Source organism: Streptomyces sp. AC627_RSS907, from assembly GCF_019049165.1.
This window is the reverse complement of sequence record NZ_JAGMUE010000031.1, coordinates 1-15,410: the sequence shown is the minus strand read 5'-3', so window position 1 is coordinate 15,410 and position 15,410 is coordinate 1. Positions and strand designations below refer to the sequence as shown.

At 72.7% G+C, this 15,410-nt stretch carries 12 protein-coding genes and 1 pseudogene; 1 reads left to right on the top strand and 12 read right to left on the bottom strand.

The genetic code is table 11. The features are described from left to right. Nucleotides 1–85 precede the first annotated feature (85 nt). Nucleotides 86–1,546, bottom strand: a complete 1,461-nt coding sequence (locus KUM32_RS09400; protein WP_217141363.1) for an FAD-dependent monooxygenase — start codon at nucleotides 1,544–1,546, stop codon at nucleotides 86–88. Nucleotides 1,547–2,124: 578 nt separating this feature from the next. On the opposite strand from KUM32_RS09400, the gene KUM32_RS09395 reads away from it, so the two are divergent. Continuing rightward, nucleotides 2,125–2,736: a hypothetical protein gene (locus KUM32_RS09395; protein ID WP_217141362.1), complete on the top strand. Its 612-nt coding sequence runs from the start codon at nucleotides 2,125–2,127 to the stop codon at nucleotides 2,734–2,736. 133 nt (nucleotides 2,737–2,869) lie between these two features. Here the strand turns inward: KUM32_RS09395 and KUM32_RS09390 are convergent, their stop codons facing one another. From KUM32_RS09390 to KUM32_RS43340, 11 genes and pseudogenes are all read right to left on the bottom strand, one after another. Further along, the gene (locus KUM32_RS09390) at nucleotides 2,870–4,378 is read right to left on the bottom strand and encodes an MFS transporter (protein ID WP_254405275.1); all 1,509 of its coding nucleotides are present in this window, start codon (nucleotides 4,376–4,378) and stop codon (nucleotides 2,870–2,872) included. A gap of 130 nt (nucleotides 4,379–4,508) precedes the next feature. After that, on the bottom strand, nucleotides 4,509–5,240 hold the full coding sequence (locus KUM32_RS09385) for a hemerythrin domain-containing protein (protein ID WP_217141361.1): 732 nt from the start codon (nucleotides 5,238–5,240) through the stop codon (nucleotides 4,509–4,511). A gap of 273 nt (nucleotides 5,241–5,513) precedes the next feature. Then, entirely contained in the window at nucleotides 5,514–7,085 is a 1,572-nt protein-coding gene (locus KUM32_RS09380) for an MDR family MFS transporter (protein WP_217141360.1), read from the bottom strand. Between the two features lie 40 nt (nucleotides 7,086–7,125). Then, complete coding sequence (locus KUM32_RS09375) at nucleotides 7,126–7,893, bottom strand: response regulator transcription factor (RefSeq protein WP_217141359.1); 768 nt, start codon at nucleotides 7,891–7,893, stop codon at nucleotides 7,126–7,128. A 178-nt stretch (nucleotides 7,894–8,071) separates the two neighbouring features. Beyond that, nucleotides 8,072–8,476: a GNAT family N-acetyltransferase gene (locus KUM32_RS09370; protein WP_217141358.1), complete on the bottom strand. Its 405-nt coding sequence runs from the start codon at nucleotides 8,474–8,476 to the stop codon at nucleotides 8,072–8,074. Next, the gene (gene purB, locus KUM32_RS09365; RefSeq protein WP_217141357.1) at nucleotides 8,460–9,746 is read right to left on the bottom strand and encodes an adenylosuccinate lyase; all 1,287 of its coding nucleotides are present in this window, start codon (nucleotides 9,744–9,746) and stop codon (nucleotides 8,460–8,462) included. Before purB ends, KUM32_RS09370 begins: the two co-directional genes overlap by 17 nt. A gap of 87 nt (nucleotides 9,747–9,833) precedes the next feature. Continuing rightward, nucleotides 9,834–11,330: a glutamine synthetase family protein gene (locus KUM32_RS09360; protein WP_217141356.1), complete on the bottom strand. Its 1,497-nt coding sequence runs from the start codon at nucleotides 11,328–11,330 to the stop codon at nucleotides 9,834–9,836. A 3-nt stretch (nucleotides 11,331–11,333) separates the two neighbouring features. Next, the gene (locus KUM32_RS09355; RefSeq protein WP_217141355.1) at nucleotides 11,334–12,752 is read right to left on the bottom strand and encodes an amidase; all 1,419 of its coding nucleotides are present in this window, start codon (nucleotides 12,750–12,752) and stop codon (nucleotides 11,334–11,336) included. Nucleotides 12,753–12,874: 122 nt separating this feature from the next. Continuing rightward, nucleotides 12,875–14,776: a hypothetical protein gene (locus KUM32_RS09350; protein WP_217141354.1), complete on the bottom strand. Its 1,902-nt coding sequence runs from the start codon at nucleotides 14,774–14,776 to the stop codon at nucleotides 12,875–12,877. Next, on the bottom strand, nucleotides 14,776–15,102 hold the full coding sequence (locus KUM32_RS09345; protein WP_217141353.1) for a 4Fe-4S dicluster-binding protein: 327 nt from the start codon (nucleotides 15,100–15,102) through the stop codon (nucleotides 14,776–14,778). The genes KUM32_RS09350 and KUM32_RS09345 overlap by 1 nt, the downstream gene beginning before the upstream one ends. Before the next feature lie 129 nt (nucleotides 15,103–15,231). Continuing rightward, nucleotides 15,232–15,410: pseudogene (locus KUM32_RS43340) on the bottom strand (alkaline phosphatase family protein); the annotation flags it as partial.

Genomic DNA, 15,410 nt, shown 5'->3' with positions numbered 1-15,410 from the left:
GCTGCCGGGCGGGGCCGCCGTGCCCTCGGGCCGCGGAGCCGGCGCGCCCCGGTGCGGGCGGCCGGGCCCGCGGCACGGCGCCGGGTCATGCCGTGGCCGCGCCGAACCAGCGGGTGAGGGCGTCGGACAGCTCGCCGCCGTCCGGGGCGGCCCAGACGACGTGGCCGTCGGGGCGCAGCAGCACCGCCTCGGGCCCGCCGTCCTCGGCCCAGGTGCCGGCGACGACGTCGACGCGGTCGGACCAGTCGGCGGCGGTCTTCTGCGCGGTGGAGGGGTCGCCGGTGACGATGAGCACGCCGCGTGCGCCGTGCAGCAGCTCGGCGACCCGGGTGCGGCCGCCGTCGGCGCGGTCCAGCTCACGCTGCGGTGCCAGGCGCAGGCCCAGCAGCGGGTGCTCGCCGGATCCGACGTCGTAGCGGATGTGGAGACCGCTGACCTGGCCTGCCAGGTACCGGGCCGCGTCGGGGATCCGCACGAGTTCGCGCATGACGGCGCGCAGCGGTTCCATCTCCTCGCCGCTGAGGTAGAGCAGCGACTGGGCGTGGACGTTGCGCAGCAGCTGCTCGCCGATCGGGTGCCGTTCGGCGTGGTAGGTGTCGAGCAGGTTCTCGGGGGCCCAGCCGTTGATCGTCGCGGCCAGCTTCCAGCCGAGGTTCACGGCGTCCTGGAGGCCGACGCTCACGCCCTGCGCGCCCAGCGGCGCGTGGTCGTGGGCGGCGTCGCCGGCCAGGAGGACGCGGCCGCTGCGGTAGCGCTCGGCGAGGCCGGTGGCGTTGGTGAGGGCGGTCATCCAGCGGGTCTCGCCGTGGTGGATGGACTCGCCGGTCATGCGCTGCCAGGCGTCGGCGACCTCGGCGAAGGTCAGCGTGCCCTCGCCGTGGTGGGGGCGGACGCCGGGCTCGTGGATGACGATCCGGTCGTAGCCGTCGCCGAGACCGACCGACAGGACCATGCCGCCGCTCTCGACGCGCTCGCCGATGGGGCGGGGGCGGATGTCGGCGCCGGTGACGTCCGCGAGGTACAGGCCGCGGGTCGCCTCGTCGCCGCGGAAGGCGATGCCGGCCAGGCGGCGTACGGTGCTGCGGCCTCCGTCGCAGCCGACGAGGTAGCGCGCGCTGTCCTCACCGGGGCCGTCGGGGCCCTCGTAGCGCACGACGACACCGTCCTCGGTCTCCTCGAAGCCGGTGATCTCGTAGCCGCGGCGCACGGGCACGCCCAGTTCGGCCACCCAGTCGCCGAGCATCTGCTCGGTGCGGGACTGGGGGAGGCCCATCACGCCGAAGTGGCTCTCCTCGAGCAGCGTGAAGTCGATGCGCACGCCCCCGAAGTGGCCGTGCTGGCCCCAGCGGAAGTCGCCGATCCTGGCGAGCAGGCCTCGCTGGTCGAAGACCTCGGCGGTGCGGCTGGTGAAGCCGAGGCCGCGCGATTCCCCGCTGGGCGCGGGCAGCTTGTCGTAGACGACGACGTCCACGCCGCCGAGCCGCAGTTCACCGGCGAGCATCAGTCCGACCGGACCGGCGCCGACGACTATCGCGCCCTTTGCCATGGAGTACTCCTCACAGATCGTTGGGGGACCGCTCTCGTGTGCGCGGCGGCAGCCAGACACCAGCAAAGACCCCGTGGATCGAGCGGCGCTGCAGCCGGAGTGCAGGGCGTCTCAAAAGGGGGTGCCGGGGGGCGGGTGGGGCGTGGACACGGTCTCCAGGTGGCGGTGCGGGTGGCTCGCAGGCGGCACCTGAAGGCCGGCGGAGCAAAGCGGCCCGACTCCCGATCCGGGATGACGACGCAGGCGGGGTCTCGAACCTCGAGTACAGCCGGGGGCCGGCCGGTAGAGCGTCGTTCGGTCCGGTGGACCTCCGCGGCACTTCCCCGTCATCGCCTGCGCTCTCGTCCGCTGCCGCAGAGTCGCCGTATGTGACGAAGTATCAGCAGACAGCATGCCCGAAGCGGACATCACGACGCTGTCGCTGTCATGTCACGAACGTGTCTTGAGCACGATCAAGAGGCAACTGGGGCAACCACGCCGGCCATCCGACAGGACAGAAAGCCAAACGGGCGAACGGTCGCCCGGCTCGCCCGCCCGCTCCGCAGGAGCGACAGCCCCACACAGAGGACAGACACACCATGCGCACTCGGAAGATCTCGGTACTGACCCTGTCCGCAGCGGCCCTCAGCCTGGCACTGACGGCATGCGGCAACGACGGCGCCGACAGCGCGTCCTCTGCTGCGAGCAGCTCATCGGCTGCGGCCACGAGCACCCCGCAGTCCGGCACCCCTCAGACCGACGCTCCGAAGACCGACACCGGGAAGTCCGACACCGCGAAGTCCGACACCCCGAAGTCCGACGCCGCGGCCGGTACCGCGAAGGGCAAGTCGTCGGGCACGCCCGCCAAGTCCGGCATGAAGTGCACGGACCAGATCAACTACGCCGGTGACCCGCGCTCCAACGCCGAGATCAACTCCATCGGCGAGAACACGGGCTCCTGCCCGCCGGTCCAGAAGCCGCCGTCCGACACGAAGTGCACGGACCAGATCAACTACGCCGGCGACTCGCGCTCCAACGCCGAGATCAACTCCATCGGCGAGAAGACCGGCTCCTGCCCGCCGGTCCAGAAGCCGCCGTCCGACACGAAGTGCACGGACCAGATCAACTACGCCGACGACTCGCGCTCCAACGCCGAGATCAACTCCATCGGCGAGAAGACCGGCTCCTGCCCGCCGGTCAAGCGGAAGTGAACCGCCGGATGCGTACACGCGCCTGAACACCCGGCTGCCCGCTCCGACGGGCGCGCGGGCGCAGGAAACGGCCCCGCCGGTTCGGGGGAGGACCGGCGGGGCCGTTGATCGTGGGTGCGGTGTGCCGTGCGGTCTACTTCTCCGCTTCGGCCGGCACCAGGGCGGGGCCGTCGGCGGCCTCGTCCTGGGTGGAGCTCATGGACTTCTTGCCGCGGGGCATCATGAAGGCGACGACCAGCAGGGCGAGGGTGCCGAGCGAGGCGCCCGAGAGGAACGCGTCGTGGTTGGCCGCCTCGTGGACCTTGGCGATCAGCTCGGGCTTGCCCTCCGTCGCGGCCATCTCGGTGCTCATGCCGCTGTAGGCGATGGTCGCCACGACGGCCAGACCGAGGGCGCCGCCGGCCTCCTGGCTGGTGTTGATCAGGCCGGCGCCCACACCCGCGTCCTCGTCGGAGACACCGACGAAGGCGGCGATCTGCAGGGTCACGAAGACCATGCCGCAGCCGAGGCCGAGCAGGATGAACGGGGCCAGCAGGTCGACCGCGTAGCTGCCGTCGGCGGGGGCCCGCCACATCAGCAGCAGACCGGCGATGGTGAGCGTGAGGCCCATCATCACGACCGGGCGCGCCGCGATCTTGGTGACCAGGCCCGAGGCGATGCCCGCGCCGGCCGCGACGGAGACCGCGAGCGGCACGTAGGCGAAGCCCGCCTTGAGCGGCGAGTAGCCGAACGCCTGCTGCATGAAGAGGCTGGCGAAGAAGAACAGCGAGCCGAAGGTGCCGAAGACCAGCACGGCGGAGATGTTCGCGACCCGCATGGTCTTCAGGCGGAAGATGCGCAGCGGCATCATCGGCGAGGCGACCTTGGACTCGATGACGACGAAGGACGTCAGCAGCACGACCACGCCGACCAGCGAGCCGATGGTGCGGAAGGTGCCCCAGCCGACCGTGGTGGCCTCACCGAGCGTGAAGACCAGCAGCAGCAGACCGGCGGTGAGGGTGACCGCGCCGAGGGTGTCGAACTTGCCGCGGTCGTCGGCCTTGCTCTCGGGCAGGATCCGCGGCGCCAGGACGGCGGCACCCAGACCGATCGGCACGTTGATCCAGAAGATCCACTCCCAGCCCCAGGTGTCGGCGAGCACACCGCCGAGGATCACGCCGACGATGGACGCGATACCGGACAGCGAGCCCCACACGCCCAGCGCCTTGTTGCGCTCGGGGCCCTCGGCGAAGGTGTTGGTCAGGATCGCCAGGGCGGCCGGGGTGACCAGCGCCGCGCCGAAGCCCTGGACGGCACGCGAGGCGATGAGCATCGTGCCGTTCTCGGCGAGACCGGAGGTCAGCGACGCCAGGGCGAAGATGGTGAAGCCGATCTGGATCAGCTTGCGGCGGCCGAAGGTGTCCGCCAGGCGCCCGCCCAGCAGCAGGAAGCCGCCGAGGACGGTCGCGTAGGCCGTGACGATGTAGTTCAGGCTGACCTCGGACATGTCGAGGCCGCTCTGGATGGACGGGAGAGCGAGGTTCACGATCGACACATCGGTGAAGACCATGAACTGGCCCATGCAGACGAATGCCAGGATCAGTCCGGGGCTGAAGCCCGCCCCTGGTGCTGACCGGGCCGTGGTGGCGTCGGGGGCAGCCATCGATTTCTCCTCAGAACAGTGCAGGATCGGGTCATCGAACGCGGTCCCCGGCCTGTTTTCGGCGCTGGTGGGGACCGCCGGGACAGCCGCCGGGCGGGGCCTCGGCGGCCGGAGGGGGCGTTCGTCGCAGCTATGACGAACGGGGACCGGCAGATGTGACCGGCCGGCCGGAACTGCTTCCGGACCGACCTCGCAGTCCCTGCTTGCTGTCCTCGTACTGGCTGATCAGCTGGGGTCCGGCGGCACGCAGCTGCGGCGGGAAGTTCTCCGTCAGCAGGTCCCGGCCGCGTGCCGGCTCGGGGTCCTCGAGCAACCCGAACATGAAGTGCAGACCGAAGCGGGGGGAGCCCTGGATGAACGCCTCGCGCAGCCGGTCGATGTCGTCCGCGGCGACACCCGGGAACAGGTCCTCCACCACGGCCTCCTCGGCGGTGAGGTGGCCGTCGAGCACCTGGTGGACCTGCCGGGCGGCCTCGGCGCCCTGCCGGGCGCCGTCCGTCCCGCCGGCGGCCCGTCCGGCCTTCGTGGCCTCGTCGAGGCCTTCGATCGCCGTCTCCAGGGCGTTCAGCCTCCGGTCGAGGACCACGTGGTCGTCCGACAGTTCCTTGAGCTGTGCCCGTGCGTCGGGGTAGAGCGCCTCCAGCACGGGCCAGAAGAGGTCGTCCTCCGCCTTGTGATGGGCATGGGTGAACGCGAGCAGCCACCGGCCCGCGTCGACCAGCGTCGCGGTGTCTATGTCGTGGCCGTCGGCCAGCCGCTCGTACGCGTCGACCACCAGGCTCGTGCCGCGCCGCAGCACCGCGTGGATCGCAACGAACTCCTCGTACATGCGGGCGCCCGGGCTCTGGGCCGGATCGCTCATGGAAACTCCCGTTTCGCAGTGGCAGGGCCATGGCCGGACACGGATCGTGGTGCAGAGTCCCGCGGGCCACGGCAAGTACACAGGAACCCGGACGAGGCGGCCTCGAGGAACGGTGGAGAACCGCTCCCGCCGGGGCCGGGACGCTCGAGAACCGCTTGAGGGACGCGGGCCCGGACCTGGACGCGGCCCCGAACGCGGGCCCCGGGTCCAGGCGCGGACCTGGGCGTCGGCCGCAAACGCGGCCCCGGGCCCAGGCGTGGCCCCGGGCCCGGCTCAGCGGCTCCCGGGCGCCCGCGGCCGGGTCGGTCGCTCGTGCGAGAGGTCACCCTGCGCCGCCCTGCGCAGCGCGACCTCCCGTACGAGCAGCCCCGCGACGCACACGGCGCCCCCGACGACCGCGCTGAGCACGAACGCGGCGTGGGTGCCCGCGGCGGTGGCGTGCCGGTACGCCTCGTGCAGGGCGGGCTCCAGGCGTGCCAGGCTCGCCGCGTCGAGCTGGGCGTTCTCCAGGGCGGGCCGGCCGGGGGCGCGTTCGGCCATCACCCGCAGCACCTCGCGGTTGAACAGGGTGCCCATGACGGCGACGCCGAAGCAGCTGCCCAGCGTGCGGAAGAGGGTGACCGCCGCGGACGCGGCGCCGATGTCGCGCAGCTCGACGCTGTTCTGCGCGACCACCGTCACGATCTGCGTCAGACAGCCCAGCCCCGCGCCGAGCACCGCCATGTACAGGGCCGCCGCGGGCCGCGAGGTGGAGGTGTCCATCCGCGACAGCAGCCAGGTGCCGGCGCACAGCAGGGCGCCGCCCGCCACCGGGAACACCTTGTAGCGGCCGCTCACCGTGGTGACCCGGCCGGCCACCAGCGACGTCACGATCATGGCGGCCAGCATCGGCAGCAGCAGCAGGCCGGAGTTGGTCGCCGACGCGCCCTGCACGGCCTGCTGGTACAGGGGCAGGAAGAGCAGCGCGCCGAACAGCACGAAGCCGGTCAGGAAACCGATCACCGACATCAGCGTGAAGTTGCGGACGCGGAACATGTGCGGCGGCATGATCGGGTCGGCGGTGCGCAACTGCCGTCGGACGAAGGCCCACAGGGACACGCCCGCCGTCACACCGAGGGCGGCGACGGCCCCCGAGCCCCAGGCGTACCGCGTGCCGCCCCAGGTGGTGAGCAGGACGGTCGCGGTGATGCCCACCATCAGCAGCGCCGCGCCCACGTGGTCGACGCGTGCGGTCGAACGGCGTTCGGGCAGGCGCAGCAGCAGCCAGATCATCACCAGGGCGAGTGCGCCGAGCGGCAGGTTGAGGTAGAAGGCCCAGCGCCAGCCGAGATGGTCGGTGACCGCGCCGCCGGCCAGTGGGCCGCCGATCATCGCGAGGGCCATCGCACCGGAGATCAGGCCCTGGTACCGGCCCCGTTCGCGGGGTGGCACCAGCTCGCCCACGGTCGCCATGACGCCGGCCATCAGACCGCCCGCGCCCAGTCCCTGCACGGCCCGGAAGGCGATCAGCTGGCCCATGTCCTGGGCCGCGCCGCTCAGCCCGGACCCGACCAGGAAGACCGTGATCGCGGTGAGCAGGACCTTCTTGCGGTCCCGGGTGTCCCCGAGCCGGCCCCAGACCGGCGTGGAGACGGCCGTGGCCAGGGTGTAGGCGGTGACCACCCAGGCCACGTGCTCCAGGCCGCCGAGCTCGGCGGTGACGGTGGGCATGGCCGTGCCCACGATCATGTTGTCCAGCTGGGAGAGCATCATCGCCAGCACCAGCGGAATCAGCAGCACGCGCACGGAGGCGCGGCCGGCCGGCCGGTCCTTCGCCGCGGCGGCCGGATCCTCGACGGTCGTCACCACACCTCCCGGCTCGCGCGCCCGGGGCCCGCCGCAGCGGCTACCCGGCGCCCAACTTGAACCCCACGCCCCGGACCGTCACGATCCACCCGCTGCCGCCCAGCTTTCCGCGCAGGCTGCTGACATGGGTGTCGACCGTGCGCTGGGACCATGAGTCGCCCCAGACCTGCTTGAGGAGCTGCTTGCGCGGGATGACGGTGCCGGGGTGCGACGCGAGCAGGCACAGCAGATCGAACTCCTTGCGGGTCAGCGGGACGTCACTGCCGTCCACGGTGACCTCGCGGGAGTTGACGTCGATGTGCAGTCGCCCGCGGCGGATGTGCCGGCGGGCGGCCGGCTGCCAGTGGGCGCGGCGCATGACGGCCTCGATGCGGGCCATCAGCTCGCGCAGCCCGTACGGCTTGGTCACGTAGTCGTCGGCGCCCGCCTGCAGGCCGAGGACGCAGTCCAGTTCGGACTGGCGGGCGGTGACGATGACGACGGGCACCCGGCTGACGGCGCGGATCGCCCGGCACACCTCCAGCCCGTCCAGGTCGGGCAGCTCCAGCGCGAGCAGCACCAGGTCCGCGTCCGCGTGCGCCTGCAGGGCCTGGCCGCCGCACTGCACGGCGACGGGCTCGTGACCGTACCGGCGCAGCTGGGTGACCAGGGAGTCGGCGGGGTCGACGTCGGCGTCCACGACGAGGATGCGGCGGCCGCCCGGGGCCGGGGCGGCGGGTGCGGGCACCGCGCCGTCCTGGACCAGCCGGATCAGCTGCGATGCGGGTGTACGGAGTTCCGGCAGCGTCTGTGCCGACGTCTGACTCATGCCTCCCCCAAAGGTCATGCACGGTCCGGGTGCGTGGGGCGCGCGAGCCGGTCCCGACGGACCGGCTCCTGCCGTACACCCCACCCCGACGCTACGAACCGGCGGTCGAGCCCCGGTACAGCGCCGGGCCGGGCCCCGTGGAGCGGGGCCCGGCCCGGTGGACGCCTCCCGGTGGCGGCTACGGGTTGAGCACCCACGCCGAGTTGTGCTGGGTGAACCCGATGTGGGGGTAGTAGGCGGTGGCCGCGGGCGCCGACAGCAGCACGATCTTCGCCGTCGGGGCCTCCTTGCGGGTGGCGTCGATCAGGGCGCGGCCGACGCCGGAGCGCTGCAGGTGGCCGGCGACCGCGATGTCGGACAGGTAGGTGACGTAGGAGAAGTCGGAGACGCTGCGCGCGATGCCGATCAGGGCGCCGTCGTCGTCGCGGGCGACCAGGACCAGGTTGGCGCCCGTCACCATCGCCGCCATGCGGTCGCGGTCCTCGACGGGCCGCCGCTCACCCAGTCCTGACGAGCGGTAGACGGCGAGCACCTCGTCCAGGTCCAGGTCCTTGCCCTCGGCCCGCTCAATCGTCCAGTTCACGAAGGGTCTCCAATCGGGTGCGAATCACGTCGTGCCGGGTGAGGAAGCGCTCGGGTTCGAGGCTCCCCAGGTCGATGCCCTCCCGGGCCAGACCGGCGGCGAAGTGCTCGCCGGTGGCCAGCGTGTGGTTGGCGGCGGCCTGCACCGAACGATAGGCGCGTTCGCGTTCCACCCCTTGTTCGAGCAGGTCGGCCAGGACCGAGGAGCTGTAGACGAGCCCGTCGGTGGCGTCGATGTGGGCGCGCATCCGGTCGGGGCGCACGGTGAGGGAGTCCACCAGGTCCGCCGCCATCACGGCCTGGAAGTGCCCCACGGACAGGCCGTCGGGCAGGATGACCCGTTCCACGGACTGGTGGGCGAGGTCGCGTTCGTGCCACAGCGCCACGTTCTCCAGGGCGGTGTCGGCGTAGCCGCGCAGCAGCCGGGCCAGCCCGCACAGCCGCTCGCTGGTGGTCGGGTTGCGCTTGTGCGGCATGGCGCTGGAGCCCTGGTAGGCGCCGGTCCTGCGCTCCTCGACCTCACGGACCTCGGTGCGCTGCAGCAGCCGCAGTTCGAGGGCGATCTGCTCGATGCAGGCGCCGAGCGAGGCGACCGCCTGCAGCAGCTGGGCGTGCCGGTCGCGGGCGACGACCTGGCTGGGCACCGGTTCGACACCGAGGCCGAGGGCGTCGCAGACATGGCGTTCGACGTAGGGGTCGATGAGCGCGTAGGTGCCGACGGAGCCGGAGACGGTGCCGACGGCGATCGCCTCGCGGGCCGCGGTGAGCCGGGTGACGGACCGGTCGACGGCGAAGGCGTGGACGCCGAGCTTGTGCCCGAACGTGGTGGGCTCGGCGTGCACGCCGTGGGTGCGGCCCACCATGGCCGTGTCCCAGTGCTCCAGCGCCTTGCCGACCAGCGTCGCGCGCAGACGACGGGCCGCCGCCAGCAGCAGGTCGGTGGCGCGGGCCAGGGTGTGTCCGAGCGCGGTGTCGACCAGGTCGTAGCTGGTCATGCCGAGGTGGACCCAGCGCGCGGAGTCCTCGGGCATGTCCTCGCAGTACGCGGCGAGGAAGGACAGCACCTCGTGGTCGCGTTCCTTCTCGATCTCGGCGACCCGGGCGGCGAGCGGCACCCGGGCGCGCCGCATGTCCTCGACCGCCCCGGCGGGCACCCGGCCGAGCTCGGCCTGTGCCTCGGAGGCGAGGATCTCGACCTTCACCCAGGTGGCGTAGCGGGACTGGTCCGCGAACAGGTCCGCCATCTCGGGCAGCGTGTAGCGAGGAATCATCGATCGGCCTTCGTCGAGGGACGTGGGGTGGGGGACGGGGCGGGCGCGGGGGACGTCACCGGTGTGACGTCCCCCGCGCCCGGGGTGTCAGTACGCGCCGAAGTACTCACGCTGCTCCCAGTCGGTGACCTGGCCGGGCACGGGCGCGGCCTGCAGGCTCCAGGCCGTGAAGCGCCCCAGCTCGCTCTCCTTGAGCTTGGTCATGCAGGCGGCGAGGGGCGCGCCGAGCAGCTGGCTCGCCCGGCCGGTGCGGAAGACGTCCAGTGCCTCGCCCAGGGACTGCGGCACGGTCTGCGGCTGCACCTCGCCCAGGGGCGCGGCGGGCTGTGCCGTCATGCCCTCCAGGCCGGCGAAGAGCTGGGCGGCGATGTTCAGGTAGGGGTTGGCGCACGGCTCGCCCATGCGGTTCTCGATGTGGGCGCCGGCTCCGTTGCCGACGACCCGCAGCATCGCGGTGCGGTCCTCGAAGCTCCAGCCGAGCCGGGTGGGCGCGAGCGCGTGCTCGGCGGCCAGGCGCCGGTAGCCGTTGACGGTGGGCACGGACAGCAGGAACAGCTCGCGCGCCCAGGTCAGCAGGCCCTCCGCGTACGCCTTTCCGCTGGGCGACAGCCCGCCGGACAGGCCCTCGGCGCTGAACAGGTTGCGGCCCGTGGCGGTGTCCACGACAGACTGGTTCAGGTGCCAGCCACTGGGGTCGGCGGCGTCGAGCTGCGGCTGGGACATGAAGGAGGCGTGGTGGCCGCGGCGGGCGCAGTACCCCTTGGTGACGGTGCGGAACAGCAGCATCGCGTCGGCCGTGTCGAGGGCCGTCATCGGGCTGAAGGTGGTCTCGACCTGGCCGGGGCCGGACTCGTGCTCCATCGACCGCAGCGGCAGCCCGAGCTTTCGCAGGTACAGGCCGAGCGGGCCGGTGATCGGGGCGACGGTGTCGTAGGCGGCGTCGAGGTTGAACTGGTAGCCGGCGTTGACCGCGGCCACGCGCGGTGCCTCGCCCTGCAGTCCGAAGCCGTTGCCCTTGTTGCCGGCCTCGTCGTCGAGGCGGCGGGTGAGGTACCACTCGACCTCCAGGCCCAGCACCGGCTGGAGGCCCTGCTCGGCGTAGCGGGCGAGGACGCGGCGCAGCACGGCCCGGGAGGACAGCGGGTGGGGGGTGCCGTCGCGCAGGTACTCGTCGCCGAGCACCCAGGCGGTGCGCGGGCCGCGTCCGGGCAGCACCTGGAAGGTGACCGGGTCGGGAACGAGGAGGAAGTTGCCCGCGCCGGAGATCTCGTCGACGCCGATGCCGTGCTCGCCGAGGAAGTCGACGGCGACGGCGTGCCCGGTGTCGAACAGGAACGGGCCGGGGCTGAAGTTCATGCCGTTGCGCAGCACCGCGCGGAAGGCGTCGGCGGTGAGGGTCTTGGAGCGGGCCAGGCCGTGCGGGTCGCCGAAGGCGAGGCGGACGTAGTCGACCTCGTCGAGGGCGGCTTCGACGCGTTCGGCGGCGGCGAGCCGCTCGTCGTCCCACAGTCCGTGGTCGGTGACGAAGGAGGGCCGCCCGACGCTGCCGTCCGAGGCGGGTGTGGACCATGACCGGACATACATGGTTCAGATCGTCCTTTCGGCGGTGGTGCCGGTGGGGCCGGTGGAGGCGTGGGTGAGGTGGGCCGCGGGCGGGTGCGGCAGCGGCGCCAGCATCGCCTCCAGGCGACGGGCCACCGTCAGTACGAGGTCGTCGGCGCCGACCGGGCCGACGAGCTGCACCCCGGCCGGGAGCCCCGAGGAGGTCAGGCCGGCGGGCAGGGACGCCGCGGGCTGGCCGGTCATGTTGTACGGGTACGAGGCGGGCGCCCACGCCAGCCACAGCAGGTCACGGACGTCGGCGGCCCAGTCGGGGCCGATGGCGTCGGCCTCGAACGGTTCGACGGGCACGGTGGCCATGGCGAGCAGGTCGTAGTTGTCCATGACCGAGCGCAGCGTGGCGCGCAGGTTCTGGCGGATCTCCTCCGCCTGGATCACGGCGACGCCGCTGAGGGTGCGCCCGTGCCGTACGACGTGCAGGCGGCCGGAGTCGATCAGTTCCTCGTCCTCGGGGCGGGTGCCGGCCGCCTCGGTGGCGGCGAGGATGTCGACGACGGCCGGGTAGAGGTTGTTGCAGCGCACCTCGACCTCCTCGACGAGGTGGCCCTCGTCGACGAGGACGTCGCGGGCCGCCTCGGTGACCCGGCGGATCTCCGGGTCGGTGCCCTCGTACTCGATCCAGCCGATGCGCAGGGACCGCATGTCGCGCGGGGAGTCCAGCGAGCCGAGGCCGGAGTCGGGGTCGGTGGGGTGGGGGCCGGCGATGACCTGGCCGAGCAGCGCGGCGTCGGCGACGGAGGCGGCGATGGGGCCCTGGTGGGCGAGGCGGTCGGCGCCGTTGGGGTAGTAGGGCACCCGGCCGAAGGACGGCTTGTAGCCGACGACGCCGCAGAACGCGGCGGGGATACGGATCGAGCCGGAGCCGTCGGTGCCCAGCGACCCCTCGCACAGCCCGGCCGCGACGGCGGCGGCGGCCCCGCCGCTGGAGCCGCCGGCGGTGAGCCGGGGGTCGTAGGGGTTACGGGTGGGCGGGGCGACCCGGCCGACGGTGGAGGCGCTCCAGCCGAACTCGGAGGTGGTGGTCTTGCCGACGACGATCGCGCCGGCCGCGCGCAGCCGGGCCACGGCCGGGGCGTCCTGCGCGGGACGGCCGTTGGGCAGCAGGGAGCCCCGCGTGGTGGGCAGGTCCCGGGTCTGCAGCAGGTCCTTGACGGAGACCGTCACGCCCAGCAGCGGCAGGTCCCACCAGGCCTCGCGGCCTCGTTCACGGATGCGGGCGTCCGCCTGTTCGGCCGCCCGGAGCGCCTCGTCGCCCGCGACCGCGACGTACGCGTCCAGGTGGTCCCGCTCGCGGATGGCGGTCAGCACGTCCTGGACGTGTTCGACGACGGTGAGCTCCCGGCGGGACAGCAGTTCCTTGGTCCGGCGGATGCCGCGGGCGGTCATCGCTCACTCCTTCTGCTCCGGTACGCCCTCGGGGCTTCGGGAGCGCTGCGGACGGTGCGGGGGGCCGTGGGCGCCCGGCGGGACGGGGGAGGACCCGCCGGGCGGTTCGGGGGCGCGGCCTGTCAGGACGCGCGGCTGGCCGGGGCCTCGCCGCCGGTGACGGCCGACCAGTGCCACGGCGAGTCGAACGCGGTGACCTCGACCTGCTCGCCGGCCGCGGCCAGTTCGGCGACCAGACCCGTGGCCCGCGCGGTGAACGCGGACACGCGGTGCGCGGCGAGCAGGTCCTGCTCGTCGAACGGGCGGCCGTCGCAGCGCAGCAGCCGCAGGTCGACGAAGCCGTTGAACCGGCGTCCGTCCACCTCGACGGACTGCGGCGAACGGATGGAGAACCGCACGTTGTTGTTGACGTGCCCGTGGTGGTGCTGGTCGGAGTAGAAGGCGACGTCCGGGATGGTGGGCGGCACGAAGTGGTCGCGTTCGATCACCTCGGGCCCCTTGGGCAGGTTGCCGGCGATGAAGTGCCAGGAGTTGTACTGCATGCGCGAGGACATCGCCCAGGCGGCGTCGGCGAGGGCGGCGGTGGAGCCGCCGAAGTGCCGGGCGGCGGACGGGTCGGGCACCACGCAGCAGAAGAAGCGGGTGATCTCCCAGTCGCAGATCTCCGCCCAGCGGTTGTCGCGCAGGGCGCTGATCAGGTCGGGCAGCGAGCGCATGCCGCGGCTCATCGCGAAGTCGGCCTCGAACGCCTCGGTGGCGGCGGCGGCCGACTCGTACACCAGGGACTCGAGTCCGGTGCCGAAGTCGCCGTGCGGGGCGAGGAGCCAGCCCGGGTCGGCGGCGAGCGCGTCCCCCAGCTCCTGGAGGGTGTCTCCGGTCAGCGGCAGCCGGGAGGTCAGCCGGGCCACCGCCGCGTCCTCGCGGGCCCTGGCGGCGTCCGCGTAGGGCCGGGCCACCTTCTCGATCTTGTGCATGAGGGCGCCGTGGATCTCGCGGTAGAGCTGGGCGCCGCGGCCGACCTCGGCGCGGTGGGCGCGCAGGGAGAGGGCCAGTTCGTTCAGGTCGGCCACCGTCGCGGCGGCGGCGGGCGGCACCTGCTCGCGGCCCAGGGCGGCGTTGTAGCCGAGCCGGATGCGCTCCAGCATGTGGGCGACGTGGTCGAGGGTGAGCTGGGTGCCGTTGGCCTCCTCGACGCGGCCGGGGCCGGCCGAGCGGATGAGCAGGGTGAGGCAGACCAGCAGCTGCGCGTCGTGGTCGGACCACAGCTCCAGTGGCAGGCCCTGCAGGCTGCTGAGAGCGCAGTCGGGGTGGCCGGGCCACAGCGTCTTGCCGGTGAGGGTGTTGTGGTCTCGGAAGTTCGTGTACTGCCTGCCCTGCTGGTAGAGCACGAAGGGCGCGGTGCGCAGCGCCGCCTCCTTGGCCTGCTCCAGCAGGTCGTCGCGGCCCTGCGGACCCTGCTCGGCCAGCCAGCGGCGGCAGTCGGCGACGGTCTCGGTGACGCGTGCGTCGGCGCGGCGCAGCTGCTCCCGGTAGGCGTCGAGGGTGGCCCGCGTCCACGGCACGCGGCGCACGCCGCCGACCAGGCCGTCGGCCTTGAGCGGTGCCTGGGAGGGGACGCGCAGGACGATACGGCCGCTGGTGGCGAGGGCGATCTCGCCGAGGAAGACGGGCTCGCCCGCGTCGTCGGTGTCGGGGACGGCGGGGGCGTCGCCGCGCCAGCTCAGTCCGCACAGGGCGGCCAGCGCGGCCTCCTCGGGGGCGCTGAGCGCGCGCAGTTGGACGTCGGCCGGGACATGGCCGTCCAGGGTGAGCAGCACCTCGACGAACGACTTCAGGTCGTCGGCCTGTTCGGCGCGCTGCCGGGCCCGCTTGAGCAGGCCGGGGAACCCGGCGTCGGGTTCCCGCACCCGGTCGGGCTTGAGCGTGGCACCCGCGACCAGGCCGAGGCGGCTGGGGCGGCGGCTGATCCGCTTCCTGGCGTTGGCGGCGCGGCGGGACTCCCCGCGTTCGGGCAAGGCACTCATCACGCACCCTTTGCGGTGAGCTCGATGTGGTTCCACATGGCGTCGTCGGTCGGCGTCCAGTCCTCGTCGACGTAGATGCAGTCGACGGGGCACTCCAGCACGCACGCGGGGCAGCCCGAGCACAGTTCGGGGATGATCACGACGTCCAGGCCGCGGTCGAAGATGGCTCCGAACTCCGCGGGGCAGCTGCGCAGGCACGTGTCGCACGTGATGCACTCGGACTTCTCGATACGCCGCGGCGGCTTCTTCCAGTTGTCGGGGCGGTCGCGCTCGGCGATCCGCTCGGCCCGCCCAGACAGCGCGGCCGACGAAGCGATCTTTTTCATGGGCTCGGACCTCTTTGGGTGAGTCTTCATGGCCACAACCGGGATGCCTCAGATGGTCGGCCGGTCCTCTCGACCGGCCCCGGAGCGCCGATGGGAACCGGGTCGAGCTTGCCGGACCCCGGTGGTGTGTCAGTCGAGTCCGGCGAGGTGGAGGAGGAGTTGTTTGACGTCGGTGGCCGCGACACGGTCTCCGACTGCTTGGGGGGTGGAGCAGATGAGGAGGGGGCCGTCGTTGTCGTTGGTGGGGAGGCGGCCGTGGCTGCCGCGGATGGGTGAGGGGTCGAGGGGGACGACGGCCATGCGGTAGC